26 protein-coding genes are annotated in these 25,563 nt (G+C 57.7%); 13 read left to right on the top strand and 13 right to left on the bottom strand.

The window, feature by feature from the left end; all coding sequences use genetic code 11:
* Position 1 precedes the first annotated feature (1 nt).
* Positions 2–583 carry a hypothetical protein gene (locus tag ABIA45_RS19505; RefSeq protein ID WP_404653271.1) on the bottom strand — a complete coding sequence of 194 codons (582 nt, stop codon included), beginning with the start codon at positions 581–583 and terminating at the stop codon, positions 2–4.
* A complete protein-coding gene (locus ABIA45_RS19500) occupies positions 580–1,365 on the bottom strand; it encodes an RNA polymerase sigma factor (RefSeq protein ID WP_404653269.1) in 786 nt (261 codons plus the stop codon). The genes ABIA45_RS19505 and ABIA45_RS19500 overlap by 4 nt, the downstream gene beginning before the upstream one ends.
* A 508-nt stretch (positions 1,366–1,873) precedes the next feature.
* Here ABIA45_RS19500 and ABIA45_RS19495 point away from each other — a divergent pair.
* A complete protein-coding gene (locus ABIA45_RS19495; RefSeq protein ID WP_404653268.1) occupies positions 1,874–2,053 on the top strand; it encodes a hypothetical protein in 180 nt (59 codons plus the stop codon).
* Positions 2,044–2,691: a DUF5677 domain-containing protein gene (locus ABIA45_RS19490; protein WP_404653267.1), complete on the top strand. Its 648-nt coding sequence runs from the start codon at positions 2,044–2,046 to the stop codon at positions 2,689–2,691. Before ABIA45_RS19495 ends, ABIA45_RS19490 begins: the two co-directional genes overlap by 10 nt.
* A 52-nt stretch (positions 2,692–2,743) precedes the next feature.
* Here ABIA45_RS19490 and ABIA45_RS19485 read toward each other — a convergent pair whose 3' ends face one another.
* The gene (locus tag ABIA45_RS19485; protein ID WP_404653265.1) at positions 2,744–3,493 is read right to left on the bottom strand and encodes a hypothetical protein; all 750 of its coding nucleotides are present in this window, start codon (positions 3,491–3,493) and stop codon (positions 2,744–2,746) included.
* Between the two features lie 209 nt (positions 3,494–3,702).
* On the opposite strand from ABIA45_RS19485, the gene ABIA45_RS19480 reads away from it, so the two are divergent.
* The gene (locus ABIA45_RS19480) at positions 3,703–4,536 is read left to right on the top strand and encodes a hypothetical protein (RefSeq protein ID WP_404653264.1); all 834 of its coding nucleotides are present in this window, start codon (positions 3,703–3,705) and stop codon (positions 4,534–4,536) included.
* Positions 4,537–4,725: 189 nt separating this feature from the next.
* Here ABIA45_RS19480 and ABIA45_RS19475 read toward each other — a convergent pair whose 3' ends face one another.
* The 5 genes from ABIA45_RS19475 to ABIA45_RS19455 form a co-directional block, all read right to left on the bottom strand.
* The gene (locus ABIA45_RS19475) at positions 4,726–5,580 is read right to left on the bottom strand and encodes an endonuclease/exonuclease/phosphatase family protein (RefSeq protein ID WP_404653263.1); all 855 of its coding nucleotides are present in this window, start codon (positions 5,578–5,580) and stop codon (positions 4,726–4,728) included.
* A 332-nt stretch (positions 5,581–5,912) separates the two neighbouring features.
* The gene (locus tag ABIA45_RS19470) at positions 5,913–9,266 is read right to left on the bottom strand and encodes a P-loop NTPase fold protein (RefSeq protein ID WP_404653261.1); all 3,354 of its coding nucleotides are present in this window, start codon (positions 9,264–9,266) and stop codon (positions 5,913–5,915) included.
* 504 nt (positions 9,267–9,770) lie between these two features.
* The gene (locus ABIA45_RS19465) at positions 9,771–10,244 is read right to left on the bottom strand and encodes a hypothetical protein (protein ID WP_404653260.1); all 474 of its coding nucleotides are present in this window, start codon (positions 10,242–10,244) and stop codon (positions 9,771–9,773) included.
* A 351-nt stretch (positions 10,245–10,595) separates the two neighbouring features.
* On the bottom strand, positions 10,596–12,461 hold the full coding sequence (locus ABIA45_RS19460) for an esterase/lipase family protein (protein ID WP_404653258.1): 1,866 nt from the start codon (positions 12,459–12,461) through the stop codon (positions 10,596–10,598).
* A 368-nt stretch (positions 12,462–12,829) separates the two neighbouring features.
* Entirely contained in the window at positions 12,830–14,020 is a 1,191-nt protein-coding gene (locus ABIA45_RS19455) for a hypothetical protein (RefSeq protein WP_404653256.1), read from the bottom strand.
* Between the two features lie 837 nt (positions 14,021–14,857).
* On the opposite strand from ABIA45_RS19455, the gene ABIA45_RS19450 reads away from it, so the two are divergent.
* Entirely contained in the window at positions 14,858–15,205 is a 348-nt protein-coding gene (locus ABIA45_RS19450; protein ID WP_404653254.1) for a DUF2958 domain-containing protein, read from the top strand.
* Between the two features lie 492 nt (positions 15,206–15,697).
* Here the strand turns inward: ABIA45_RS19450 and ABIA45_RS19445 are convergent, their stop codons facing one another.
* Together ABIA45_RS19445 and ABIA45_RS19440 are read right to left on the bottom strand one after the other, a co-directional pair.
* Positions 15,698–16,282 (bottom strand): hypothetical protein, encoded by a 585-nt coding sequence (locus ABIA45_RS19445; protein ID WP_404653253.1) that lies wholly within the window; start codon positions 16,280–16,282, stop codon positions 15,698–15,700.
* An 87-nt stretch (positions 16,283–16,369) separates the two neighbouring features.
* Positions 16,370–17,107, bottom strand: coding sequence for an HNH endonuclease (locus ABIA45_RS19440; RefSeq protein WP_404653252.1), 738 nt, complete (start codon positions 17,105–17,107; stop codon positions 16,370–16,372).
* 14 nt (positions 17,108–17,121) lie between these two features.
* Here ABIA45_RS19440 and ABIA45_RS19435 point away from each other — a divergent pair, with 14 nt between their 5' ends.
* The gene (locus tag ABIA45_RS19435; RefSeq protein ID WP_404653250.1) at positions 17,122–17,283 is read left to right on the top strand and encodes a hypothetical protein; all 162 of its coding nucleotides are present in this window, start codon (positions 17,122–17,124) and stop codon (positions 17,281–17,283) included.
* Positions 17,284–17,372: 89 nt separating this feature from the next.
* A complete protein-coding gene (locus ABIA45_RS19430; protein ID WP_404655705.1) occupies positions 17,373–18,782 on the top strand; it encodes a DUF2130 domain-containing protein in 1,410 nt (469 codons plus the stop codon).
* 103 nt (positions 18,783–18,885) lie between these two features.
* On the opposite strand, the gene ABIA45_RS19425 is transcribed toward ABIA45_RS19430, so the two are convergent.
* Positions 18,886–19,290 carry a hypothetical protein gene (locus tag ABIA45_RS19425; protein ID WP_404653249.1) on the bottom strand — a complete coding sequence of 135 codons (405 nt, stop codon included), beginning with the start codon at positions 19,288–19,290 and terminating at the stop codon, positions 18,886–18,888.
* A gap of 369 nt (positions 19,291–19,659) precedes the next feature.
* Here ABIA45_RS19425 and ABIA45_RS19420 point away from each other — a divergent pair, with 369 nt between their 5' ends.
* The 4 genes from ABIA45_RS19420 to ABIA45_RS19405 all read left to right on the top strand — a co-directional run bounded on the left by ABIA45_RS19420 (position 19,660) and on the right by ABIA45_RS19405 (position 21,403).
* Entirely contained in the window at positions 19,660–19,860 is a 201-nt protein-coding gene (locus ABIA45_RS19420; protein ID WP_404653248.1) for a hypothetical protein, read from the top strand.
* Positions 19,861–20,228: 368 nt separating this feature from the next.
* Positions 20,229–20,411 carry a hypothetical protein gene (locus ABIA45_RS19415; protein WP_404653246.1) on the top strand — a complete coding sequence of 61 codons (183 nt, stop codon included), beginning with the start codon at positions 20,229–20,231 and terminating at the stop codon, positions 20,409–20,411.
* 63 nt (positions 20,412–20,474) lie between these two features.
* Positions 20,475–21,056 (top strand): hypothetical protein, encoded by a 582-nt coding sequence (locus tag ABIA45_RS19410; protein WP_404653244.1) that lies wholly within the window; start codon positions 20,475–20,477, stop codon positions 21,054–21,056.
* 44 nt (positions 21,057–21,100) lie between these two features.
* A complete protein-coding gene (locus ABIA45_RS19405; protein WP_404653243.1) occupies positions 21,101–21,403 on the top strand; it encodes a hypothetical protein in 303 nt (100 codons plus the stop codon).
* On the opposite strand, the gene ABIA45_RS19400 is transcribed toward ABIA45_RS19405, so the two are convergent.
* Complete coding sequence (locus ABIA45_RS19400; RefSeq protein ID WP_404653241.1) at positions 21,365–22,222, bottom strand: hypothetical protein; 858 nt, start codon at positions 22,220–22,222, stop codon at positions 21,365–21,367. The genes ABIA45_RS19405 and ABIA45_RS19400 overlap by 39 nt on opposite strands.
* Before the next feature lie 19 nt (positions 22,223–22,241).
* A complete protein-coding gene (locus ABIA45_RS19395; protein ID WP_404653239.1) occupies positions 22,242–22,667 on the bottom strand; it encodes a helix-turn-helix domain-containing protein in 426 nt (141 codons plus the stop codon).
* A gap of 1,261 nt (positions 22,668–23,928) precedes the next feature.
* Between ABIA45_RS19395 and ABIA45_RS19390 the strand changes: the two genes are divergently transcribed.
* The 3 genes from ABIA45_RS19390 (at position 23,929) to ABIA45_RS19380 (ending at position 25,508) form a co-directional block, all read left to right on the top strand.
* Positions 23,929–24,510: a hypothetical protein gene (locus ABIA45_RS19390; RefSeq protein WP_404653238.1), complete on the top strand. Its 582-nt coding sequence runs from the start codon at positions 23,929–23,931 to the stop codon at positions 24,508–24,510.
* 139 nt (positions 24,511–24,649) lie between these two features.
* Positions 24,650–25,210: a transcriptional regulator gene (locus ABIA45_RS19385; RefSeq protein ID WP_404653236.1), complete on the top strand. Its 561-nt coding sequence runs from the start codon at positions 24,650–24,652 to the stop codon at positions 25,208–25,210.
* A 4-nt stretch (positions 25,211–25,214) separates the two neighbouring features.
* Entirely contained in the window at positions 25,215–25,508 is a 294-nt protein-coding gene (locus ABIA45_RS19380; protein WP_404653235.1) for a hypothetical protein, read from the top strand.
* The last annotated feature ends 55 nt before the right edge of the window (positions 25,509–25,563 follow it).

Below are 25,563 nucleotides of genomic sequence, written 5' to 3'. Positions count from 1 at the left end.
CTCAGCCGTCGCCCGCCATCAACTTTGCGCGCTTCTCTTCAGAAACGCCCGCATCAATCAGAATACGTTCAAAGCTTAGATTTAATTCCACTGCCGGCTTATCATCCGCCCGGTAGCTACGCGCGAAAGTTGGCTGAGCGGGTAGTGCTAGTGATTGCTTGAGAACGTCTACGGTCGTGCGTACCGCCGCGGCGAACAAAGCCCAAAATCCACTTGGCACTGAGTTGAGATCAACACGGCGCTCACGGAAAGCGGTAACGACCTGGCGCGGCACATCGAGACGCTGGGCGACATCGCGCAGTTCGTCGACAGATAGATTGGCGAGCGGATCAACCAAAGCTCGCGGTGCCGCCTCCACATGGCGAGTCCATGCCCTATTGATAAGCGCTTCTTCCTGTGATGATAGCGGAGCATCATCCTCTGCAATGCTGCGCGACAATTCCCGCGACAAGTCGACAAGCTCGGCAGCGAACTGGGGAAATTCCACGATGTAGCGCTCAAGGGTTGCGCGTCCGTGGTTGGGCTCGACCGCAAAAGCATCGAGGACGTCTTCTCGAGACAAAAGATTCGGTGTGGTCATCATTCATCCTCTCCGGAATTGAGGATTGCGCGAAGCGCGGCTAGAGCTTTGTCGCGGTGCGACCGGATCGTCTTTTCTGACTTCCCAAGCGCCTTAGCAATCGTCATGGCATCCAAGTCTTTGGAATCGATGGGAAATCCTTGTCGTAACATTTCGATGATCCTGATTTGTTCTGCGGGTAAGGTGTCAATCGCCGCATCCAGTCGGGACCGGTAATCGGTCCCGTCGATTTCCCCGGACGCAAAAGGATCAAAGCTGCCGGCCGCCTTCTCGACTTCGGCCGCGAGTTCGCCAGTCTCCCCGTCATACTCCAGTGGTTGCGAGCGATTCTCCTCTCGCCAAGCCTGCTCCCGAGCGTCACGGTTCAGGTTTGCAAGGCCTCCATCAAACTGGACCTCGAAGAAATCCAGCTTCTCTGAGTATGCGCTTCGATCTGTCGCTAAGAGGCTCGTGAAACGGTCCAAGACCTTCTCGCGGATGCGGTTCGTGGTGAGCGAGACAGTCATGCCATCCTGTGGCCTCGGAAGAGCCCTCAGTACGCGCGCGAGCAATATTTTGTAGAGGCTCTCGAAATGCGTCTCGGAATTGTCGGCGCGAGAGGCGCGAATAAAGTATAGGAGACACTCGCTCGGAACGAAGTCAGGGCTGGACTTGCCGCGGATGCCGCATCGCGTCAAAAGCTCCGCGCGTGGCAGCTTCGCAAGCTCGATCAACTTGGCCTCGACTTCTGGCCTTCGCGTGTAAAGCTTTCCGTCTCGGGTGCGCTTTCTGAGCGGATCAATCAATTTATAGCCTCGTTAAAACTTACAGCCATACAACCATTACGAAATACTATCACGCGGTTCAACTCAATGCGACTTTTGGGCGGTCAAGCACAGCCAGCGCCTAATCATGGATGCCGAAGGGGTATCGGTGACACGATTCTGCATTATCGGGGCACAAGGCCCGGACAGCGCAGCGCCTGCCGAACCGCGACTAAGTTCGGAAGAAGAATGCGGCGCTCTGGGGCGATATCAGGCAAGCGTGATAGCGCTTCAAGGCTCCGCTTATGAAGCGCCAGCAGTTCACTTCGTGATAGTTGTCGCAGATTGACGGGTTGAAGATATTCCATGATGACCTCCGTTGTTTCGGCCTGCAATTGCGGCCGTGCGGAGGACGTGCGCCACCTGTGGCTGGCGGCATCGCTTGCAATTCCTTGCGAGAGATCGAAACAATGTGGAGAAGGCATAGCGTGCAACGCGGCCTTGCCGCCCTAGGTCACGAGGCGGCGAATAACGCAGCACGAAAGACCGCATGAAGCGGCAGAAAAGGAGGGAAAAAATGGAAGCATCTGAACCCGCCGATACTTCGGCGCCTGAGGGCAGCGAAACAGCGCGAATGATCGGCTACGCTCAAAGGCTTTCGAGGTTGTTGGCGCTGCGCAAGTCACGATTGATCCAAGCTGGGCGCGAAACCCTAGAGTCGTGGCGCTGACACTTCTTAGCCGCAGCCTTTCCAATTTCCGGGCGGCTCTGCTGCTTGCGCGCCAAAGTCACGTCATGGAAGCGCGAACACTTGTCCGCTGCCTCTATGAGAACCAGCTCTGGATTGGAGCGCTTCGCGAGCGAGGCGAAGCATTTGTCGAAGAAATGATCCAGGACGAGGCCTACAATAGAAGCGCGCTGGCAACGCTGACGCTTAAGCTGACCAGCAAGCACGGCGGTGACGTCAATAGCGCGGACAGTCTGACGCTGCGCGATATCGTCAAGGACCACGCCAAACGCTTTCCTCGGCAGAATAAGCTGCAAGCGTCCAAAACTGCGGCGGCCGGCGTCGTTGAGCTTTCCTATGTGGAGTATATGCGTTTCTCGCTCGACGCCGTCCATTGTTCAGTCACAGCACTCGGCCGCCATTTGTCACACGAGAAGACGGCCGACAGTATGGAGCTATTGGTCAGCGTCGAAGCGAATACAACGGTCGAAGAGCAACATGACACGATTTTGCACGCCTGCAACGCGCTGCTCGGCACGGCGGTTGCCGCAAACGAACTGCTCGGATTTACCAGCGCGAGTGAACAGCTTGCGAGACAGTTTGATGAGTTTCGGGCGGCCGGCTGGTTCAATCGCATCTAGGCATTGCTCTGCTACCGAAAGCGCGGGCAAACCGTGAGCCGAATTACCTCGCCTACAGCGAGAGAATCGTTTTGTAGGAATGGCTTGGTGCGCCGCTGCTAACGCCATCGAGAAACTGCAGGATGTCGTAAATGTCGATATAGTGGATGCGGCAGAACCGCCCCTGCATCCCGCCGCGAACGACCATGCCACAGAGCGCGTTGGCCGTCAGATCGAATACGGGCGATCCACTAACACCCGTAATGTCGCTGAACTCCGGAGCCGCGAACTCGGCCACCGCCGTGCGCAAAATGGGATCGGAGGAGCCGTACCCAGCGTCCTGAAATTCGAGGCGGCAATAGCCGATCGTAATATCCGGTGGAACGATAGAGGTCTTTTCTTTGAGCACTCCGGCGACCAGCAGCCGGTGCCCCGGCTGGCTGGCTCTCGTTGTCGTCGCGTCAAGCGGATATACGCTGCCCTTGAAGAAATCAGCCGGGATATCAGACGAAAAACCGATGACACAAATGTCTTGGACATCTGTACCAGCTGCGCCATCGACTGGAGAGGACGGGTAGTAGATCCCCGCGATCGGTGCAGGCTTGCTGCCCTTCTTCGCGTTCTTCTCCTGCGTGACAAATAGTTGTCCGTGACCAAAATCCTTGAAGACGTGGCCACAGGTCATACCGTAGGTGATCCCTCGGAAGTTCACGAGAAAGAGCGTTCCGCCATGCGTAGCATAGAGGAATTCCTCAAAAGGCGTCTGGAAGAACACCGGCCTGACGGCAGCCGTAAAATCCGGAATGGGGGAATCGAGCGCCATCGCCTATTCAGCACGGCCTTCTGCCTTTTCGGCGCCGGCTGACTGATAATCTGCAGCAAAGCGTGGTGCAGGGGCCAGCAAGAGGATGACATTTCGATTAGCTGGTCTATCATCTCCTGTCCGTTACTTTCGGCAAGTTATTCCCGGTTTCGGGGCCGTCCTTTTTCGCGCTTATGTGTTCGATATTGCGCAGTTAAACAGTTTGGTGAATGATGAGACGAGGCATTACGGAGGAAGAACTTCGGGGCGCGGACGAGGCCCTCAAAGAGATTGCAGCCGCTAACCGGCGTGCGGCCCAGATAGCGTTCGATAATCACGCAGACCTAGTTGCAACAGTTGAGCTGCTGCCCGACATCGACAAGCTTAAGCTTGGATCGCGCGACGAATTTCTTAAGGGCTACCTGACTCGCGAAAAGCGTATCCTCGGCTCATTTGGGTCTTTGTTTTATTGGATTATGGGGCTCTCCATCCTCGCATCCGTTGTGCCTGCAATTGCCCTCATACTTGTTATGAGCCAGGCAAACGACCGAAATCCCGTTGCGCCGGTCGTTCTGTATAATCTCGTCTCTCTCGCTGTTCAGTACGGTATCATCTTTTTTGTGGCGAAGCTTTGCGCCGAGTTTGTGTGGCTACGCTCGGCGAAAATCGAGAACGAAGCCATCAATGCGAAGGCTGATGTGGAAAGGCTGATAGGCATGCAAAAAGATATTGAGAAGAAGGTTGAAGAGCGCGCCGCTCAAATCAAGGCGGGTGATAACGCAATCATTATTGTGAACTCAACGACCGGAAATATCGAACAGACCATTGAGACCCGCCAAGACATGCGCGATCCGCTAGCTTTGCTGATTGCCTATGCTGAACAGTCCGGCCGTCAGGACGCGATTGAGGCGTCGAAAAAGATCGCTGAGGAAGCTAGCAAAGCGCAGCCGGATAAACCTGAGGTGTTCAGGCTTTGGAACACCATCGTCGCAGCAATTCCGAAGATTGGCGACGTCGTTGAGATTACTAAGATGATTATGAAGCTCGTTTCCACCGTGGGCTAAGACGATCAAACTGCAAATGTGAATGGCTCAGCGTCTGCGGATGCTGACGCCGAGTTGTCTTATGAGCAGATCCTTGACTATAGAGGACGTTCCCGTCTTCATTCTGTGCCTTGTCTCGCTCACCGGAGGCGCGCGACCCGGTATCCGCCGCTTCGCGTCGGCGCCAGGCTGACCCTCCCCTGATCGTCCCTACGGCAGCGAGAAGGTCGCCACGACCGGCCGATGGTCCGAATAGCCTTGAGTCTCGCGGTTGCAGTAAGCGGCGGTGCGAAAGAGGATCTCAACGTTTACGGCTGAAGGCCCGAGATTGCTTGTGTGATAGACCTGATCAAGCATTGAATTGAATTCGGGATCGCACTGCGTCTTGATGGGAATTGACGGCGCATTCCACACCAGTCCGCCGTCCTCGACCAGCTTCCGGAAGGCTGGAGCCGTGACCTGCTCCGTGGTCTGTCCGGGCTCGATCGGAATGTTCGTGTCACCGAGCAGAATAACGGGCGCATCCTGCTTCTTGATCCAGGCCGCCAGCAAACTTGTTTGATGCGTGCGCTGGTCAGCGCCTTCGCCGCAGCATTTCAAATGCACCGTTCCGACGTAGAATTCCCTCTTGCTGGGCACATGCTGAAGACGAAGAAACAGCGCCCCGCGCAGGCGCCAATCGGTGCGGCCATACTTGCTTCCGTCGTCACGCGACCGGAGCGCGTGGAATTCGACGGTCTCCAACTGCCGGAAGATGTCCGTACGGTAGAGAATCCCGAGATGATCGGATTGCCGGTCGGTGTTGACGCCGCTCTCGCTGAACACAAAGCGCCATTGCTCGGGGCGGACACCGCGGGCGGCGTCACGATAGAGCTTCATGGCCTCATAGTCCTCGACTTCCTGAAGCGCCCAGATATCGACATTTGTCACTTGGCCGATCGTCTCGGCGACGCGGGCAGGCTGCGTGTCGTCATCGGACTCAGTGTTGAAGGTGGCGACGCGAATATCGAACGCACTTGCGGCAGATGAAACGAACAGAGCCGCGAACAGAATAATCCAGCGCATGACAAACTCCCTTGTTCAACCCCTGGGGCCTCGGCTCACGCCGAGGATGTTCAGCTGCACCCGATCGCCGGATAGAATCTGGCTTTGGGCGTCATCGCCCTTTTTGCAGGTCGTGGCCGCCGGCTTGAGATGAGTTCCAGAAGCGAGGTCAACGTCAATGGCATTGCCCTGCGACCCGGCGTCCGTCATCCCGCCGTCATCTATTTCCGCGATATGAAGGGTAGTCCTTCGCATCACCCAGCCATTCTCTAAATTTGCCAAAGCCGCCTCGCCAGTCGGAACTCGCGTACTCGTCGGCTCACCAGCGCAGTGACAAGCCCGACCACCGAGTGCTAGCGATTTCGTGGCCGAAACGTAAATCGGGCTGCCTCGGAGAATGCTTCCGTGAAGCGTTCGCTGCCGCCCGTTCGATCTTCGAAAATGGCGTCGTGCGGCACCACGTTTTCTGAAGATGAGAGACCCGTGCCGCTGAGGCGGGTCTCCGCAGGGTTGCCGTTGGCGGCGGCAATGTAGACGGCGCGTACGGCAGTGAGCACGGCAGAGCGCATTCCTTCTTGGTCGAGCCGATCTCGCAGCGCCGTCTGTTCTTCATCCAATTGGCCGGCGGCGTCGCTGTCCGCCACTACGCAGTTCACGAGCGGATGCCGGCCGGCTAGCGGCACTTGCTTGTTGGCAACGTCGATGAGCAACGCTGCGGTTTCGGTCGTCAGACCAACCTCGCAAGCAAGTGCAAAGAGCAAGTACGGATAGAGCGGCCTTGCGCCGCTGCGTCCATGCTCCAGATCGGGGATGCCAGTTGATCCCCGCATCACTCGGATCAACCGATAAGTATTGACGAGGCGTTTGAGGCCACGCGGTGATTTTCCGGCGAGCGGCGCCATGGCAGCCAACGCCCGGCGTTCAAATGGCGACATCGTCGCCTGCCGTTGCGTCTGGCGCTGGAGGAGGGTCGGATCAGGCGTGGCATCCACCGCTTTCATTCCACGGCTCGCGGTCGATTGAGTTGAATGGCTGGACTCATCAGTGCCGGGCTCCTCGCCTTTGACGACAGACGCATCGATGCCGTTCACGAATGTTTCGACCGTAGCGGAACTGCCGATAGGACGCATCCAGATCGGCAGCTGAAAAATCTTCTCGAGATAATCAGCGACGGTCGCGCCAATGGCTTGCGGCGCCTGATCCGGCCCCCCGGGCGCTGCGAGTTGGCCGCTATAAACCTTGCCCACAGCACGATGCAGCCAGCGCGCGTCTACCGCAACGACGACAACGAAGAGATCGAACGCAAGAAGAAGGTGGATGGCTTGCAGCACCTGAACGACGTGCTGCTCAGAACAGCGGTCCAGATCATCGATATAGACGACGATGCGCTCGATGTCGGGAATATGTTTCAAGTCGACGGCCTCGCCGGTCGTGGGATCGCTAACTTCTTTACCCTCTATGACATCACGCTTGTCGCGCATGATCTGCTCAAGGGTCTGGAAGCAGCGCCTGACCGAAGCCAGAAGCCCCAGCTTCTTGCGGATTTCGGCGAGTTCCGGCGAATAATTGATGAAGTAGCGAAGCAGGCCCTCGCGTGATCGTCCCTCTGCCGCAACGCTGTAGGTTGTGGCAAATTCCGCCGCACGCTTCTGCTCGGCAAGCATGCTGTCAAGCTTCTCGCGTTCCTGCCGGACGGTGTCGGCAGCTTCACGCCGCTTCTTGTTGAGCTCGGCCTCCCGTTTTTCTTTGCGGGCGAGAAACTCCGCCGCCAGCGCAAGGATCGGCGTCGCCCGGCGAATCCCGACACCGGCCGTGCCAACCAGGGCTCCGAGTGCCGTCAGGAACGGGGCTGCACTGACAGCTTGGGTCCAAACGTCGCGGAAGCTGCCCGGCCCCAGGAGCCAGACGGCGAAGCCTGCGACCATGAGAAGTAGAACGAGAGCGACCGGGATACCGAACAGCGCACCTCGACCGAGACTGCGACGAAGCACAATGAAGAGAAGCGCGGTGCGTCCGGGCAGTTCAAGCAGCGCCGACAGCAGCGACGATAATTTCTTGGGATCGCGTTCGCTGGTGGGCACGCCAGCCGCCTCCAGTATGCCTTCGAGTTGCTTTTTGTTTTGCTCGGCTTCGTAGTTTTCTTTGACCTTGCTCGGGTCCGCCATTTCCGTCTTGCTGAGCTGCTTAGGCTCAGCTTTGGCGAGGAGCTCACCGACCATTTCGCTGGCGACAGTGGCGGTCACGGGTTCGTTCTCAAGCTTCGCCAGAGTGGTTTCTGCCGCGTGCAAAGTCGCGCGCTGCAGGTCGACATTTGCGGCAACCTGGGACCCAGCCTCTGTATCTTTACGCAGTCGCTTGGCGATTTCCGTAATCAGACCTTTGCGCAGCTTGCCATTAGCCTTCTCGCGCCCGTCGATCGTATCGGCGATTTGTTCGAACAGCTCGGCCGTGAGGGAAGCCCAAAGGTTTTCAGCATCAGCATGACTCCAGGCATCAAAATTGATCTGGACAATTTTCTGTGCCGCAGGAGCAGTATTCTTCGGTGGCGTCTGATCAGAAATCCGGTCCTGGAGCATCCGAAGGAGAGTGCTTTTTCCGGAGCCCCATGGGCCGAATACGCCGACTGCGACCGGTGGCTTGAGATCCCGAAGCATGAGAAGATCGGCAATTGCCGCAGCATCGCTACCCGTGTTCAGCAGGTCGGCTTCCGTCCTATCATTGGCGAAAGCGTGCGTTTCGCCAATGGATTGCGCGGGCGCACTGGCCCGCCGCATCTCGTCGATGATGGGGGCCCAGGCCTCCAGACTATCGCCGAGGTCCACGTAGTGCCTGATTTCCTCAGCAACGATGTTGGTCAGAATGTCACGCCACCGTACGAAATCCAGGCCTGCGGACGTGCAGGCGACGCGGCCGATTTCTTCAAGTATGAGGGCCGCGAGGAAATGCCGGACCCCGCCTTCCGCGAACCTATTGTTGGTCCTTTTGCGGAGCGACGACATGGCCAGCAATATGGCCACGAGCTCAGGGCCAACGATGATCCCATTGTCGCGATCGATTTCGGGCTCATCGGGATACGCGAACTCACCGAGTTTAGCCGGCCTGTCTCCATAGTTTTCAGCAATCTGCGGAAGAAAGATGCGCGGCCTTTCGCCCAGACCGTAGCCGATGCGAGGATGGAGCCGAGTATCAAGCACCTGGTGTGGTCTCAGGATTTTCTCGTTTCCAAGTCGCGTCGCCGCGATACGCAGTACACGATCGAGGTTTACCGATACGTAAGGGACGCTGCCATGTGTGCTGCTCTCTGGCCACTTGAAACCAAGGATATCCCGCAGGAGTACGCCACGGCCACGCGCTGCCTCCAGCGGATCTTCTACAGGTTCGCTGCCAGCCACCTTGGGCGCAGCTGGCTCTTCGTCGGCCGCTCGAAGCTCATTCGTATCGGGTTCTTCGGCGGTCGGTTGCCGTTCATTCGTAGCCACGTGGCCGCCCTCTCCGCGGCGCAGCTTTGCCAGCTCCTCTTCGAGATCGAGCTGAAGCTGCGTCTTGGCCCAGGGGGCATCCTGAGAAGACAAAGATTCAAGACCGTTGAAATCGCCCTTTGAACCTGATGTTGTGACGTGAGGCTTGTTGCGGGCTGCTTCGAGCCTGGCAATCTCTCTTTCCAACGCCGCCATCCGCTCGCTGACGCTGTTCGTGCGTTCTTGCATGACTTGCCCCTGATGCTCGTCCTGGAAGGCGCTCTAAAATTCGAAATGCGCAAGGCGCTCTAAAACTGGAACTGCGTAGTGAGGCAGGCACGGGAGTCGATGATCCTCACTGGCTGCTGCACGAAGCCTACGCTACTATCAAGGACTGCGCCAGCGTAAGTAGCCCGCGAAAGTTGCGTAGCCGTTTGCTGGCGGGGGATCCCATCTGAATGGATGATGAGACGGATGTACGGATGTGCGGCGAGAAGCGTCGTCAGTACCGCCATGCCGAGACGTGTTATCTTCCGAACTCCAATTTTAGCAGCACGCTGTTTTGTGAATATTCGGCTGGGGCGCATCCGCTTCGCGGCCGGGCTGTCGTGAACGGAGCCGCAAAAAGGCGTCTCCGCCATCCGGCTTCCATCCCTCGCGCACCATCATGTATCGCTCGCCGAGGCACTCGGTCCCGCTTGTTTTCTTTACGTCGATGGGTGGGGCAGGATTGTGATCGCAGGCGCTAAGCCATCAGAACCACTTCTGAAAGATCTTCGGACGCGCTGTTCGCCCACGTTTCGGCCGCTCCGGGAGCTGGCCTTCCAATGCCACAATTTCAGCCAGACGGGCATTTGCCTGGGCTGATGCCAGGCCCAGCCGCTGCAATTTTCGCCCGAGGCCGCTGCGTGACGTCCATTCGCCATTTGCCAGCGCTGCGCTGGCGGCATCCTTCTCACGCCAATACTGCTCGCTGTCGCGATCGACGGGCCCTTCCGGTCCGATCCTTCCGAGATAATAGCCCGCCGCGCTGCGGCAAACCTTGATCCCGGTCTCAGCGGCCTCCCGCTCGTGCATTAGCTGAAAAGTGGCCGACGCAATCATGGCCGTGGTACAGATTGCCGCGAGGAATTCACGGCTCGGGCTATCGGGCAGAGGCTGCTTGAATACTTCCGCATAGTCCGCCTGACAGGCTGCGAGGAATTTGGCTTCCGCATCATTGGTCATCAACCCATTGTAGCGGGACGAGAGTTGAGAACGGGCTAGCGTAGCGCATACCCGGCCGAATGAGAGAGTGTTTCCTACCACCGTGTGCGCATGTTCGACCAAGGCGCGTCCACTTGCCGGAACGGGCTGTCGATAATCTGAACTTGCGTGGTGATCCGCTGTTGTAACGCATGATTTTTGACGGCAATTATGTTTCCGCGCGTCTCGGCAAGTCTTTCCAATTGGCGCTTTACGAAATCGCCTTCGGACTTCGCTAACTCGGCGGCTTCACTTGAGGGCAATGACATCGCATCATCGCCGGCTCAACGTAAGCCATCGCCTCGGTGACATTTCAACCGAGGACCCGTATGATCAAACCCGCGTCACGACGAATTTCAGCAACGCAAAATAGCCGATGAATGCAAAGCTCAGTGCGATTGTCTGCCAGTCTTCCAAACGGTCGACCAGCCAGATCGGTCGCACTCCTATCGCATACTGGAGTAGCGGAATTGCCATGAGAGCCGGCACCGCAACTCCGAAAATGAGAATGAGCAGCGGCAATCCAAGATGTGATCTCGCAAGCGGCACGAGCCAGGCCGCTCGGGATTTGACAAAAGCGGAAGCCGGCAGCGAGGGTGGCACGTCCCCTTGAATGATGAATTTGGCAATATGCGGCCATTGGCTTTCGACGATCGCCGCACTGTGCTGCCCGTTGGCGAAATCGCACGGCTGAGTGATGTTGGGATGTCTCCCTGCCTGAACGAAGCCGTCAAACCCTGCGCTGCCGAGGTCGAACTTCGGCCAGTGTTCCACACTCTTGGGAAAGAGCGCAACGACCCAATCCGCCGCAGCAGGAACATTGTGCAGTTTGACGATCCGGCCCGCCCGCAAAATGCTCAACCAGTCGTAATCAGATCGGACCACGCTGCCAGCAAAGAATACGTGCTTAAAACGCGTGGCTGCGTAGTCGACCAAGGCGCGCGCGGCAAGATAGGTTCCATTGGAATGGCCGACATAGCTGAAAGCGGCGTTCGGAAATCGAGCAATCGCCGCGACATACTCGTCCATGAACCAATCAACCTTCTGTCGCCTCACCCAAGGCAATATGAAGGGCAGCATGGCGAAATAGCCGTAGCTCGGCGTTCGCGCTTGAACAAGAGATGCTGACCCGGCTGCGTGCTGACGCACCTCCTTCGCGATATGATGTGTCCAAAAGCCGTCGTCTCGAATGCCATGCATGACGAACACGACGTCCGTGGTGCTTGTATCGACCTGCGGTATATCGTCAGCGAGTAACGAGGGATCGCTTGCGATGAGGTCGAGCGCAAAGTCCGGTTGGGTGAGTGCGGCGACGAAAAGCTGTTGTCGAACCTGACCGTCAGGCGTGTTGGAAAAGCGTGTTGCTTTGGCATGGTCCGTGTTGGGCATTTCGATATAGAAGTAGCGCCGATTGCCCGGCGGTGCTGAGGCATCGCGGCCGTCTACTACGATATCGACAAGGTCTAGCGGCGATGTGAAGCTATCCTGCCGGCCCACCAGCTGAACGACAATCGGATCACTGGCGAGGGACACCGGCCGCTGCAAGTCGTTGCCCGTGACCGCGTGAGCTCTTATCGCCGCATGCCAGCGGCGGAACGCCAGCCAATGCAAGCGCGTCTGGGCGATGAAAGGTGCGCCCCGCCTCGCGTCAAACGCAGTTGGTTGCCAATTGCTCGGCGACAGGTGCCCGATCAATCCAAGCAGGTTGAGGATGAAGGAGGAATACCAATCGGTGCGCCCAGTGATGTGCCAACCGCGGTTAAACGCGCTGATCGTCACAAGACGCTCGACCTTTCGAGACCAATCTCGCGGCGCCACCTGATTGAATGCGGGTTCGCGCTCGAATCCCGGCGGATCACCGGCCGCGAGCAGGAAGAGACGACGGACGAAGACGCCGCCGAGGCTGAAGCCGATAAAGACAATGCGCCTCACATCGCCACGTTGTCGGACAATCTCGTCGATTGCATCCAGGAGATCGACGATGATCTTCGCCGAACGGACGGATCGGAGACGGAAGGCGTAGGGCAGCGGCGGAGCGTAGATGTCAACGCCTTCAGCTGAGAACGCGGATTTCGTCGCCTCAATCACACCGCTCATTTGCATCGGGCTGCCGCCCCAACCGTGCAACACGACCGCCAATACTTCGGCTGGGCCGGCATGCCACGGCTGGAAACCTCTGACTTTTTCTGCGTTCGTCATAGTCGCTCTCCTCCGTGGTCAGCAACGAGCGGGACCCGGAGGCGCCGGCCTCCGAGGCGAGGATCACCTCGGTTGGCTGCGGCGCTATCGATCGCAGATTTGCCGCAAAGTCGACGGTGGACGGCACGCTTGCGGGAGCGTTGTGCCGGGTGGGACAAAAGTGCTGCATCCCTGATCGCACCAATAGTCGCAGAGCGGCAACATCCGTCCGGCCAATGCGGATGAGCATTGGTTTCGCATGGCATTGGCGCGCGCTACATCCTGAGCGGAGAGCGTGCCGACACGATTACCCTGCGCCCCGACAGGAGACGAAATCAGAACTGCCACAAGTAGCATCAATATTTTCCGCATGAACGCTCCCTCGCTCGTCAGCCTCCAACGGCCTGTGTGGCCTTGGTGGTTGGCACTTCGTTGGCATCACGATTGATATTCAGGAGGCTGTTGAGGATCGCCAAGATCGGCAAGGTGCGATCAACCGGGCCATTCTCCGCATCCCCACAGACGATGCGGTTGTTAATGCCGTGAATGTAATAGAGATTGCCACGATACTCGACGCTAAAGCGCACATCTCTGCCGGGCTCGCGGCCAATATGGAACGGGATGCGCGGACAGCCTTCCAGTCTCCCGTCGCGCCGGTAATGCCGTTGATTATCCTGATCGGCGACAATTGCGCCCAGGTAATTGAAGACCTGCTCGACGGACCGCAGATGGAATTTATAGTGACGTCTGAGATTCGCGCCTACCCCGCAGGCTCGCGCTTTCTCCCACGGAAATTCAACCTCACTCTCGCCGCCGGGCCCTTTCACGATACTGTTGTCAGCGAAGGACACCGCGACATAGCCGCTGCCGTCGTGAAAGCACACGACCGTGTCATTGGGCGTCTGCCTGATGAACTGCACCTTGCCGTCCGGTGCCTGTTCGATCTCGAGTCCGTTCGCTTTGGCTTGGATGGTCGTATCCGCCGCGATCGTGACGGGCGTCCCGAAGGCGCGACGGCTTCCTGGTAACGAAGCCACGAAAGGTTGCCGCTTCTGCGTGAGCCTGTTCGCGAGCTCAACAAAAGCGCTGTCTCTCGTCGCGCTAGGCGCTGGGTCCGCCCAGGACAAGAACCGCGATGATTTGCCGATCTCATGAATTTCGATGTTGCTTACCAGCAAATGAAAGACGGGTTCGATCGAGCCGTAACCTCGCGCGCGCTCCACGAAATAGGCAAAAATCTTCGGACTGATCGGGTTGAGGATACCGAGATAAAATTGCTTGGTATTGTTCGGGGCAAGATCGAATGTCGGGCCCGTCGAGGCGGAGAACGGGCCCGCTTGAGACGAGCCGAGGCCGCTCCAGGGGATTGTCGAGCTTGTCGACACGCTGGCATCGAGCGAGCCGCGGATCTGCGACAAGTCCGGAAAATAAAGCGGAGCTTGGTCCCGGCCGCGGAGCACGTTGACGGCTAGCGCGCTGTTCGTGACCTGTTCGATCGTATGGCCGTAGTCGAGCGAGTTCTTCTCGATGATAGGCGCGAGCGAACAGCCCGTCATTGTCAGAGCCGCAATGGCCACCATGAGACGCTTGCACACGACAATACCACTAAAAAATAAGCACCGGCATGAAAGTCTAGGGCAAGTCGCGCGCAAGAGTCTGTGTCTCGATTGCAACAATCATGGGTAGTTTTCAAAGGCGAGCGCTCGGGCGCCGTTCATTGGTCTGCTGCACGATCCCGTCGATGACGCGTGGCGCGGAGGACTCGGCGGACCAGCGGCAAGGTTGGTAAGGGGCCGTGCTGCCTTTCTTTACGGCCTGGCGCCGTCGGTAAGTCCAGTCAGAGCCCTCAATTCTTGCGCTGACGAAGGCCAAACTTCCGGATTCAGAATCCCCGGAAGAAGTGGCGCGTCCACCTTGCGGACCGGGCTGTCGTGAACGGAGCCGCAAGCGGCGTCTCCGCCTTCGGCTTCCATCCCTCGCGCTTTACAATGTATCGCTCGCCGGGGGCTCTCGGGAAGGCGGCTCGTGCCGTTGGCCTGAACGCTATCACTCCCGCATTCCCGGGAGCCGCAAGTGACCGGTCTCGCGATTGCACTCGGTCCCGCGCCTTCAAGTGGCGCTCTTGCGGGTGCCCCGTTGCGCTCCGCGCCCTAGCGGCAAGGCCGCCGTCCTCTTTTGAGTGGCGGCTGACCGCCGCCGTTTGATGGCTTGCTAAGGGGCGCCGCCCCTCGCGCGGGCAAGGTATCCCGACACGCCGCGCCGCATCCCCGCGTATCCCGCGAGCGGGAGCCCTCGCGCGGACCCTCAGCTTGCGCATCGGGAGCCCCACCTTGCCCTTGCTAACCCCGGTCTCGCCGACGGGCAGAGGTTCATGCGCGGCGTTTCGCGCAGAACCTCAACCCTGAAGAAGAACCAACATGAAAACTTTTCACCAAGACCAGCGCCGGCAGTTGCTGGCGAACGGCCACGCCAATGCGGGCCGGGAGCAGACGCAGGATTTCCCACCCGTCGTGAAGCTCTTCGCGCCCTGGGGCGGCGCGAGCTGGCTGCTTACCGAGCTTGATCCCGATAATGAGGATATCGCCTTCGGCCTCTGCGATCTCGGCATGGGCTGTCCCGAACTCGCCAGCGTCAGCCTCAGCGAGATTGGCGCCGTGCGCGGGCCGATGGGCCTGCGTGTCGAGCGCGATCTCTACTTCAAGGGCGAGAAGCCGCTTTCCGCCTCTGCCGACTCGGCCCACCGCGAAGGCCGCATCATCGCCTGACTCTTTTCATCACCACAACCGCAAAGGAACCCACCATGACACTCGCCATCCAACAAATCCCGCTCTCGAAAACTCATCCCCGCCAACCTCAAAGGGCTGGCTGCCGGAGGTGCTGCGATAGGCGGGCCCTTTCCTGAAAATTCGGGCTGCGCCCCACGAGGCGCGGCCTTTGGGCGGTCACTCGCAGGCTGTTCAGAGGGCATTGCTTGCCCCTTGGCTTCGGAGTTCAAACTGTCGCTTCGATTGTTTGCGTCCTGACAGGCGTACCGGGGATTTGACCTGCGCATATTGCCGCATGCAGGCCGCACATACTCCAGTGTGGCGATGAAAGTAAACAGGACGCCAGGCAGATTTGGTAGATTGAATGCCGGCAAGAAGAAGAAAAAGGCAAACTATCTTGCAGTTTCGCAAACTCGCTTTGCGAGTTCGCTGCGGGCCGCAGGCGGCCCGGAACGAGGCGACGGAAATCGCCTCCATACCCAACCAACTTTATCATAACCGGGGCCAAAGTGCGCTCCCGGCAGGGAGCGTGCTGTGCCGACTTTTCGGTATTCGCAGAGCTATGTCACGCGTGGCGGCGGGAGCATTGTTGCGACCGCCGCCTACTATGCCGCCGAAAAGCTGCACCAGCGAGGGCGCGGCGAGGCGCAGGCCAATGCCGCCTATCAGGCGGGCGAGAAACTGGAGCGAGGTGGCCGGGCATTCAATTTCGAGAACGAGGCGGATGGCGTCCTGCACAAGGAAATTCTGACACCCGACGGCGCGCCGGACGATCTTCCTATACCACGACGGGTGCTGAACGTTGGCGCGCAGCCGGTCCAGCGTCGCCAGCCAATCCCTCGTGAGGCCGAGCCGGAAATACAGCCATGACAAGCGGGAAACGTAGGCGCCGAGGGCGTTCACGTCGATCCGCAGCAGCCCGGGCCCAACGCTGATCCGGCCAAGAGCGGGTGCCGTATTGGTCTTATGCCAGATTGTATATTGCGTGATGTCCGCGCGCGTCGCGATCAAAGCCCGCTCGAAGTTGTTGTCCTTGATCGCCTGGTCGTAAGCCTTGCCAATGTCAAAGCCTTGCAACCGCTGCCAGCAACACTCCTTGTACTTCTTCCCGGACGCGCAACGGCAGGGCTCGCTCCATTTTGGCTTCCTGCGGCTCGCCTGCGGCTAAGTCGCAGCTGGGGATTTTAGGCGGGCATCGAGCCGCTCGAGCACCCGATGCGACGCGGTTACGCCTCCGATCACCCTCAGCGCCGCCTCCGGCTCGTGCGGGTCACCGCTGGTTCGGATGCCGCCGAAAATCCGGAATACCCAGATTGACATCTCCGAGAAATCCAGGCCTTGCGCGCCCTCATACACGAGCGCGCCGGCACCGAGATCGCCGGCGATGCGGCAGCGGGCGTTGGCGGCGAGCAGCTGCCGGTGCATCTCCTCGCCTTGTCGATTGAGGAATCCCGCCCAAACGCTGTGCTTCTGCTGATCGAGCATCGCTCCGAAGTGGTGGAACAGCAGCCCCTGTGTGATGAACTTGAACAGTTCGTCGACGCGGGTTGCATCGAACGGCAGTGTCATTGACGGCACGAGCATGCCGCTTTGAAGTATCAGCTCCTGCCGCTGCTGAGAGGCCAATTGGGCCTTCAGCTTCGCGTTTTTCGCCAATCGCGGCTCAACCATCGTCGACAGGACGCCAATCGCATCTCGATGATTGCCGGCAAACGGCAATACCGCGGTGAGATAGTGCTCATGACCGCTCTTGACGCCGTTGCAGGCGCCGCAGGCCGGGACCTTGGGCAGGTTGTCCCGGCGGCTGATCGGCAAAAATTCGCGCGCCAGCACGTGGTCCATGGTCGCCGCAGGTGCGGTGCCGCAATAGACGCAGATTTTGCCAACGTGCCGCTTGCTCATGAGCGCAGTATACCATGACGCCGTTTCTTAGAATTCGAGTCTTTGTAAAGGTCAGCCGGGCTTCGATTCGCCCGGTGCTCGACTGCTGCCCGCAAACTCAGCCCTTATCGGAAAAACCGGGAAAAATGCCCGGAAGCGATGCGCATCGCTTGACCGTCCAGATCGGCCTGTTCTAATTTTGTTCTCAAATGCGCGGGGGGGCGATTCTGTGAGCCCCGCAGCCAGCTTTTCAACGAAACAGGAAACGCCCACCCGGGCAGCAACCATGCACGAGATCATCTGCCCCCACTGTACCAAGGCCTTCAAGGTCGATGAATCCGGCTATGCCGAGATTCTGAAGCAGGTCCGTGACGCCGATTTTGCAAAGCAACTGCACGAACGGCTGGAACTGGCCGAGCGCGACAAGCAGAGCGCTGTTGAATTGGCCAAAGCCAAGGTCGGTGGAGATCTGCAGAAGACCGCCGCGGCCAAGGATGCCGAAATCCAGGAGTTGAAGTCCAAGCTTGAGGGGAGCGAGGTCGCTCAGAAGCTTGCTGTCACCGAAGCGCTCAGCGTGGTCGAGAAGGAGCGGGACACGCTGGCACACGCGCTCGCGCAGGCGGAACGCGAGAAGAAGGCTGCCTCAGAGCTTGCTGAGGCGCTTTTGGCCAGCGAGCAGCACAAGATCACGGCCGCCAAGGAAAAAGAAATCCAGGAGCTGAAAGCTAAGCTTCAGGCCGTCGAGCTGGAGAAGAAGCTCGCCGTGACCGAAGCCGTCGGCACGATCGAAAGGGAGCGCGACGAGCTGAAGAACGGCATCAAGCAGGTCCAGCTTGAAAAGCAGCTGTCCGAGCAGTCGCTCAAGGACAAGTACGAAACGCAGATCAAGGATCGCGATGACGCGATCGAACGTCTGAAAGATATGAAGGCCCGCCTGTCGACCAAGATGGTCGGCGAGACACTCGAACAGCACTGCGAGACCGAGTTCAACCGGGTGCGCTCGATGGCCTTTCCGCGGGCGTACTTCGAGAAGGACAACGACGCGCGGACCGGCAGCAAGGGCGATTACATCTTTCGTGACTCGGACGAGGCCGGCACCGAGATCATCTCCATCATGTTCGAAATGAAGAACGAGAGCGACAGGACCGCCACGAAGAGTAAGAACGAGGACTTCCTCAAGGAACTCGACCGGGATCGGATCGAGAAGGGGTGCGAGTATGCCGTCCTGGTCTCACTGCTCGAACCCGACAGCGAACTCTACAACGCCGGCATTGTAGACGTCTTCCACCGTTATCCCAAAATGTATGTTGTCCGGCCGCAGTTCTTTTTGCCGATGATTACGCTGTTGCGGAATGCGGCCATCAGCTCGCTCAAGTACAAGGCCGAGCTGGCGCTCGTCAGGGCGCAGAATATCGATGTCACCCAGTTCGAGAGCCAGCTAGAAACGTTCAAGACCGCATTCTCCAAGAACTACGATCTTGCTTCCCGGCACTTCCAGACCGCCATCGCCGAGATCGATAAGTCCATTGATCATCTGCAGAAGACGAAGGATGCGTTGATCGGCGCTGATCGCAACCTGCGCCTCGCGAACGACAAGGCCCAGGACGTGACAATCAAGAAGCTGACCAAGGGCAATCCGACCATGGCAGCAAAATTTGCGGAGCTTAAATCCCCGCCTGCCGAAGCCGCGGAGTGAGGCAGCTTCACAATGCCTCGGTGGCCCGTGTAATTGTGTAATCGCATTCACGATTTTACGATTCAACGACAGTTTGGTTGGGCTGAGTCTAAAGGGCAAGCTGCTAGCTATCCGTTCCCGTGGAAGCCGTGCTCGTCACCAATTTCTCAAAGGTCACCTTTATCGGCCGGTGGAGGCGACCGTCCTGCCAGCTTAAACCGATCTGCCGCTTGGATTTGCCGATCAGCACGTCGATGGCCGAAGGCCTGTACAACCAGTTCTTGAGGCCTGGGCTTTGCTGGACGTTTGGAGGTGCGATCATCATAACGAACTCCAGGCCCAAGTTGGACCACAACCCGACAAGCTCCTTCTGGGCGTCGCCGTACCATGGCTGCAGCTGGAAACGCGTGTGATTGATCAGCCGCGATCCCGTAGGCATGGCGCCGAAGCGGGCGGCTTGGCTGGGTCGGGTTTTGGGCCGGTTAAAGAGCTGTGGATAACCCAAAAACTCCAAAACACGCTTCGGCACGTTAGAGCACGTTTTAGCGCGTGTTAGACACGATCGACACGAACAAGCACGAATACGCGAAAATCACCAAAAATCCGCGAGGATTGACCAACGCCCGAACCGGGACGTAACTAATCAAATCCCCCGAAGGACAGCTCTGATTTTTCTCAATGGAGAGCTGTGCCGTGGTCTCAATATCCCGTGATGTTCACTCTTGGAAAAACGCCGCGGCCCCTTTGATCGACAAGGGGCCCGTCAGTCATTTCCTGGTTGTAAGTCTGGACCACCGAAGAATCCTTCGGTGCTTTTCGCTTGCCGGTCCAGCAAATCATCGGGCACAAATTAATCGCCCCCGAAAGGCCAGCTCTGAAAAATATGGAGAGCTGCGCCATGAGTGATCCCGAGCTGAATGTGAAGTTCTGGCCGCCGAGCGTGACGGCCAAGGGGAATAAAGCCATCGACGCCATCCGCCGACCCCTGGCATTTGCGGTCTATGCCCGGCCTGTGGTGGCCGTCATTCTCGGCCTGGCCGTTGTTTTCGGCGGGCACGAATTGCTCCCGCTGGCGCTTCGTCTGTTGAAGTTTTGGTAGGTCGAGAGCGTCTGAATCGCGGACTGCTCCCACGAAAAATGGGAGGCCGCGGGTTCGGCGGAGGTTCGTCCAGAGAAATCGAATTCAGCTAAGCCTATTGGTAATACGAGCGAGCAGCGTGGTAGGTGCGTATGGTACGATTCCCGACCCGCCCCCTTGCGCTCCCAAAAATAACCGGCGACAAATCTGAACCCCAACACCGCTGGAGAGCGATCCAATGAGGAGAGCTTTGCCATGTGCGGTTTCATCCACGTTTTTCATGAAGAGTGCATAGAGCGGGCGCGCTGCGTTGCGCCGTTCCCGAATCCATGCCTCCATACCTTTGCTGATTCGAGAGTTCTCCGTGGTTTGGAGGGGAGGACTCTGTAATGAGCGCACCCTCCGAACTCACCGGTAAGCTCTGGCCGTTTACGATAACCGCCAAGGGCACCAAAGCCGTCGAGACGATCGGACCTGCCGTAAAGTTCGCGGTCTACGCACGGGCGGTTGCGGGGATTATTCTCGCCCTGGCTTTTCTCGTGGGCGGGCACGATTGCTCCCTTGGGCGTTGAAGCTAGGTAGGTTTTTGTAGCGTTTGTGAGTTTGGTGATTTGAGTAGGCGTCCGACATCCCGCATGCGTGCCGCGAAAGCGGAGATGCCGGGATTCATCAAGCCCCATTTGGCGACGCTGAAGATGAAGGCCCCATCGGGGCACTGGATTCACGAGATTAAGTACGACGGCTACCGCGTCCAATTTCACATCGACTGTGATTCCCAGAAGGCCTTCACGCGGAACGGGCACAACTGGATCGGCAAGTTCTCGACCATTGCCGGCGCCCTGGATATTCCTCCGGCCATCATCGACGGCGAGGTCGTGGTCGTCCATGGAGGCCGGACCAACTTCTCGGAGCTGCAGGCAGAGCTCGCAGGACGGCGCCAGGATCGCTTGCTCTACTACGCCTTCGACAATCTCTGGCTGGACGGCAAAGATCTCCGTAAAGCGCCGCAGGTTGGGCGCAAGGCCATCCTGAAGGATCTGTTCGACACCCACGGCATCGAGGCGCCGGCTCTCTACAGCGAACATCACGACGGGAATGGGCAGGAGCTATTCGAAGCCGCCGCCCGACTGAACTACGAAGGCATCGTGTCTGAGCGTGCTGATGCTCCTTACCGATCGGAGCGCATGGAAGCCTGGCAGAAAATCAAAACCGTCTAGAAGGGCAAGTTTCCCGTCGTCGGGTCGTCAAGGACCCGTCAGGTGTGGCCGCGCTCTACCTCGGGCAAAAGGAAGGGAAGGACCTCGTCTACAAGGGCAAGGTGGGGATCGGCTGGAGCAGAACGACCTCGGCGAAGATCCGCAAAGCTTTGGATACTGTGGTGAGCCCGAAACAGAAGCTCACCAAGCAAATCAGGAAACCCAAGGCGACGTGGGTTGAGCCGACGTTCTATGCGGATGTGGAGTATCGGGACATCACGTCTGAAGGTCGTCCCGAGAGCCAGCTCGTTCAAGGGCCTGACCAAGCGTTAACGGCGGGCTTTTGGCTTTTTGGGCTGTCTTGTTAGCACGTCGATAGCCTTGGAAAACATCTCCGGCCCCTGCCAAAAGGCCAAAGTCAGGCCGTAGATGGTGAGCGCCGAATATCCTGCGCCCCCCAGCACAAGCGAGATAATTCCCGCAACGATGATACGTGAGCCCCTGACGGTCGCGAGTTGGTCGGCTACGCGCGAGATGATCTTGAGAAGCTTTTCGCCAGCTTCCTTCATTGCTGAAGGAGTTTGCTTGTCGTCTACCCGGTCAAGGTCCTTGGCGATCTGTTCGAGAGAGGCGACGACGTCACTGGTAGAGTTAATGCGTAAGGCCTGGATGGCTTCAGCAGCTTCTTGCACGCGTGCAGATAATTCGTCCAGCATCTCGCGAGATGATTTCGACGGAAGATCTGGAGTGGGCTCACCATTTAAAGCGCCTCTGACAGCTTCTATAAGTGCCTCTCGCGTTCGTTGCTCCAATTCGTCGTCAGTTGCCCGATACGAATAGGTGACGAACCGAAAGTCTTTCTGATCGAAAGGGATCGCATGACCGGTCTGGGCAAGCAGAACAGTCGGGAGGGCTGTCGCATGTCGAACTCCCAACTCGTAAAAGCCGTTAGGGGAAAGTTCTGTCAGGTCTGCGACAACCAAATCTGCGGTCAGAACGTCTTGCAAAATGTGCTCGTTGATCGAGCCATGTATCACGTCGGAATTGTAGCGGATTATCTCGAATTCCGGGAAGTCGATACGGAAAACCGGGGCGACAAGCACATTGAAAACGGCCTCGGCGGCGTTGTTGTGCGGAGCGCTCTTTGGACCAAAGGTCGAAATGTAGAGGCAGCGCTTCGTGGCCATAAATCACCTAAAAAATCGTCTACTCGCGGTAATCAGCATAATTTAGACGGATTGCTTCTATTCGCGAAACCAACCCCTGCAAATCATATCCGCTCGTTCTTCGATTGCCTTTAGAGTACCTGAGTTGCCTGGAAAGGTAGCCCTTTGCCTCAAGCTGCGCAAAAGCTCGCTGAACCGTTCGATTATTCTTCCTCATTCGGGACGCGATTAGAGTCTTTGACGGATAGGGCAGTCGTTCTTTTTCCCACCAAAATGACATCAGATGAAGCAGGACGTTGAATTCGTTTGGCGTCAGCTTTAGGCGGTCCTGATTGTAAAGGAAGGAATTCGGCACGATCGTAAACCCGCTGCGCATGACGTGCTCACCCCAACGAGCGATGGCTTTGGAATCGGCGGGATGACGCTTGGCAGCCCGACGGCGGATGGTTCGTTTCTTTTTCGCCATTGCAATACTGAAAAATGAATTCGAGGAAGCACCCGAGGGTGTGGGCGGGTTGGTAAGGGAGGGAGGGAGGCGGGCTTCCCTAATCCCTCTCTTGCATTCGTGGTCTATTTAGCACTGTTCGTATAATTTAGAAGACGCGGGTGTCGCGAAAATGTCCTGGATAGCCCCCTGGATAGCCCCACTTTTGGGTGACAATCCTGTCACCCAAGGGCGCATGGTTCTACCTTATGGAGAGTGCGATTCCGGCGTATAAAATCTCCAAGTTCGCGAACGACACCCTGCCTGAAATCAAGCATAGGAGACAGGTCATGAGCCTGTATGCCGCGGTCGCAGCCCTTCACTTGGGCTTGGTCGTAGTGTACGCGGCCTTGGCAATTAGCCATACCGCATAGCACTCAGCCCTAAGAAGTCGAGAAACCCTCGGACGACGAGTTCGGGGGGTTTTGTTGCCCGAGTGTTTGCCCTTGGCGAGGTTGCTTTGCTTTATAGATCCCCGCAAGAGAAGATGCCGTTCGGTGACCGATTGTAGAAACTCAGCCCACCATGCCTTGACCCTGGTGGGGAGGCGCATCTCGAACGTCTCGGTATCGCCCCAGCGGCCCCAGCCTTTCTTCCGGCCAGCGCCTGGCCTTGCTCCACTCCGCCTCACCGCGCTCCATTTTAGTCAGCGCTTTGCGATATCGCTCTTTCGCGACATCAACCTTGGCCTTTAGTCGCAGGTAGTCGGCGTAAGCTTCCATTGCGGTCTGTTCCGCTTTAATTCAGGCGTCCAGCTCGTCCACTAAAAGTCCTCACGATCGGGGCGCTGGTCGTGTTCGTCCTTTTTCGACTTATTGTCGAAGATGCTGACGTTGATGCGATCTTTCCCTTGCTGCATGTAGGGGCGAGATTCACGCCAGGGTCTAAGAAGGTACGGGCCGTTCTCGCCGTCAATCATCACGCCGAAATTGATGTAGCGGGTTTTTCCTGGCCCTGGGCATTTTTGTACTTGCCAGCGGCGATCTTGAGTTCCTTCACGTCTCCTATGCTTTCGTTGGGTTGATAACCGGCGCGAGGATCTCCACCGCGCCTGGGTAGGTGAGGGCACGCTTCGGCGTCGTCGCATTGTCTTGTGCCCAAATGGTTGCTCTGGCCTCGGGGGGCTTCGCGAAAAATTGAGCCGGTTTGTCATTCGATAAGAAAATGGCGTGCGCGGGAGCCACTTCGGTAACTGATAAGGTTTGGTCGCAAAGCTTGAGAAGAGCGGAATGGCTGGTTCGAGGTGCAGCAAATCACTGGAGCGCGATTGGTTCGGCCGCCGTGGGCGCCGCCCCTCATCAAGAAATTTGAACGGGAGATCTCGCCTCTCGACTTAGGAGCGAAGAAAGTCAATACTGCACGCTTTGAGACGGGGGTATTTATGAAGAAGGCTGAGGCAGAGCAAATTCTCGATAAGCGGAATAGCGATGAACTTTACGATGTGTATGGTCCAAGCAAGCTCGGCGAACGGGTTATCTGGGAAGGAATTGTGAAAGATGCAGATGATGAATGGCAAGGGCGGTACATCCTCACCGAGCCGGACAAGAAATCATATGAGATATACGAAGACTTTCAAGCTTTGATGCTTGAAGTAGGCGCGCTCTACAACGCCGCTACGCAAAACAGATTACGTGAGAGAATGATGACTGTGATGCCGGCGGTAACGCTCGGCGTCGCCATCCTTGTGTGTGCGTACTTGGTCATGTTCAAGGACAGCTACAGCGCATGGGCGGCAGCGTTCATGTTCTTTTGCATTATCGCCTCGGCCTGCGTGCTGTACTTCGGCGCCTTCAGGGCTCCGAGGATTCCCGGCACTCCGATCTGACGTAAAGTAGCTCCCTGAGAGGCCTTGGCGCGAAAGCACATCCGGACGGCTCCGATGATCAGAACGCTTTCGAAAATAGGGGTAACTTCCAATCCTGCCAAGAAAGACTATTCTTGGGATAGACAGAGAAGACGATAAAATGAAGGACGCTCCCGAACAGAGATACGTCTTCGCGGTTGGTACTTCAGGAAATCTAGATTCCTATCTTCAAGACTACGTGGACCTTCTCGAAGAGATCAACAAGGAGTCAGCTCGTGGTGGTGTTCTCACCGCAGCCTCGTTCATCGACGATCTCTTGCAAAAGTCCATCTCGGCCTTCCTGGTGGATGAGGCCTCCGCGAAGAAGCTTTGCCAAGGGTTTAATGCGCCGATCGGAACTCTTTCAGCAAAAATCGCCGTCGCTTATGGCTTGGGTCTGATCTCTTCAGACGAACGAGCAGAGTGCGATACAATTCGCGCAATTCGAAACAAGTTCGCACATACTGTGAGGGTTAGTTTTATGGATCATGGTGTCGCGAACCTTTGCTCAAAGCTCAAGTTTGCCTCCGACGAGCCTGGCATAAACTCTCACATGAAATTCACGTCGGCGGCAGTCACGCTAGTTGCGAGACTCGTCAACAGGCCCAAGTTCGTAGCGAAGGAAAAGCGCGAAACAAAGGAATGGCCGACCGCGACAGAGAAGCGGACTGTTATCCGTTGAGTAGATGCTAACCGTTTCCTTCGGTGAGCGCCATTCGGGTTTGCCTATTGAGGCAGGGCTTATAGCCAGTCTTCGTACAGGTTGCCCGGTGATTGCCGTAGCTGACGCTTGCAATCAGGAATGTCTCGGAATAGAGCCGAAATCGATCAAAAAAGGAGTAGCTTCAGGCGAACAAGAGCGCGCTACCAAGAAGCCGGGCAAGCCGATTAGCTTGGCCGCACTGGAGTCAGTCGGCATCCTGATAAGGAAATGGCAAAATGCTTATCATTTACGCGGCTCAGCAGGCGAGCATCGTTGAAATGAGCGTTATGGGAAAGCAGGATGTCTGGTCTCAAGAGCGGGCAAACCATGAG

The sequence above is a fragment of the Bradyrhizobium sp. USDA 336 genome (assembly GCF_044908355.1).
GTDB classification, from domain to species: Bacteria; Pseudomonadota; Alphaproteobacteria; order Rhizobiales; family Xanthobacteraceae; genus Bradyrhizobium; species Bradyrhizobium yuanmingense.
Note: the sequence above shows the minus strand (reverse complement) of the source record. Positions and strands in the feature narration are given on the sequence as shown.

Excerpts from the sequence above, each read along its gene's own strand:
- ABIA45_RS19485 (WP_404653265.1), bottom strand. The coding sequence starts at position 3,493 with ATGGCGCTCGATTCCCCCATTCCGGATTTTACGGCTGCCGTCAGGCCG.
- ABIA45_RS19380 (WP_404653235.1), top strand. The coding sequence starts at position 25,215 with ATGCTAACCGTTTCCTTCGGTGAGCGCCATTCGGGTTTGCCTATTGAG.
- ABIA45_RS19440 (WP_404653252.1), bottom strand. The coding sequence starts at position 17,107 with ATGAGCAAGCGGCACGTTGGCAAAATCTGCGTCTATTGCGGCACCGCA.
- ABIA45_RS19470 (WP_404653261.1), bottom strand. The coding sequence starts at position 9,266 with ATGCAAGAACGCACGAACAGCGTCAGCGAGCGGATGGCGGCGTTGGAA.
- ABIA45_RS19460 (WP_404653258.1), bottom strand. The coding sequence starts at position 12,461 with ATGACGAACGCAGAAAAAGTCAGAGGTTTCCAGCCGTGGCATGCCGGC.
- ABIA45_RS19430 (WP_404655705.1), top strand. The coding sequence starts at position 17,373 with ATGCACGAGATCATCTGCCCCCACTGTACCAAGGCCTTCAAGGTCGAT.
- ABIA45_RS19420 (WP_404653248.1), top strand. The coding sequence starts at position 19,660 with ATGAGTGATCCCGAGCTGAATGTGAAGTTCTGGCCGCCGAGCGTGACG.
- ABIA45_RS19450 (WP_404653254.1), top strand. The coding sequence starts at position 14,858 with ATGAAAACTTTTCACCAAGACCAGCGCCGGCAGTTGCTGGCGAACGGC.
- ABIA45_RS19475 (WP_404653263.1), bottom strand. The coding sequence starts at position 5,580 with ATGCGCTGGATTATTCTGTTCGCGGCTCTGTTCGTTTCATCTGCCGCA.
- ABIA45_RS19505 (WP_404653271.1), bottom strand. The coding sequence starts at position 583 with ATGATGACCACACCGAATCTTTTGTCTCGAGAAGACGTCCTCGATGCT.
- ABIA45_RS19415 (WP_404653246.1), top strand. The coding sequence starts at position 20,229 with ATGAGCGCACCCTCCGAACTCACCGGTAAGCTCTGGCCGTTTACGATA.
- ABIA45_RS19395 (WP_404653239.1), bottom strand. The coding sequence starts at position 22,667 with ATGGCGAAAAAGAAACGAACCATCCGCCGTCGGGCTGCCAAGCGTCAT.
- ABIA45_RS19455 (WP_404653256.1), bottom strand. The coding sequence starts at position 14,020 with ATGGTGGCCATTGCGGCTCTGACAATGACGGGCTGTTCGCTCGCGCCT.
- ABIA45_RS19400 (WP_404653241.1), bottom strand. The coding sequence starts at position 22,222 with ATGGCCACGAAGCGCTGCCTCTACATTTCGACCTTTGGTCCAAAGAGC.
- ABIA45_RS19495 (WP_404653268.1), top strand. The coding sequence starts at position 1,874 with ATGAAGCGGCAGAAAAGGAGGGAAAAAATGGAAGCATCTGAACCCGCC.
- ABIA45_RS19410 (WP_404653244.1), top strand. The coding sequence starts at position 20,475 with ATGCGTGCCGCGAAAGCGGAGATGCCGGGATTCATCAAGCCCCATTTG.
- ABIA45_RS19435 (WP_404653250.1), top strand. The coding sequence starts at position 17,122 with ATGACGCCGTTTCTTAGAATTCGAGTCTTTGTAAAGGTCAGCCGGGCT.
- ABIA45_RS19465 (WP_404653260.1), bottom strand. The coding sequence starts at position 10,244 with ATGACCAATGATGCGGAAGCCAAATTCCTCGCAGCCTGTCAGGCGGAC.
- ABIA45_RS19480 (WP_404653264.1), top strand. The coding sequence starts at position 3,703 with ATGATGAGACGAGGCATTACGGAGGAAGAACTTCGGGGCGCGGACGAG.
- ABIA45_RS19385 (WP_404653236.1), top strand. The coding sequence starts at position 24,650 with ATGAAGGACGCTCCCGAACAGAGATACGTCTTCGCGGTTGGTACTTCA.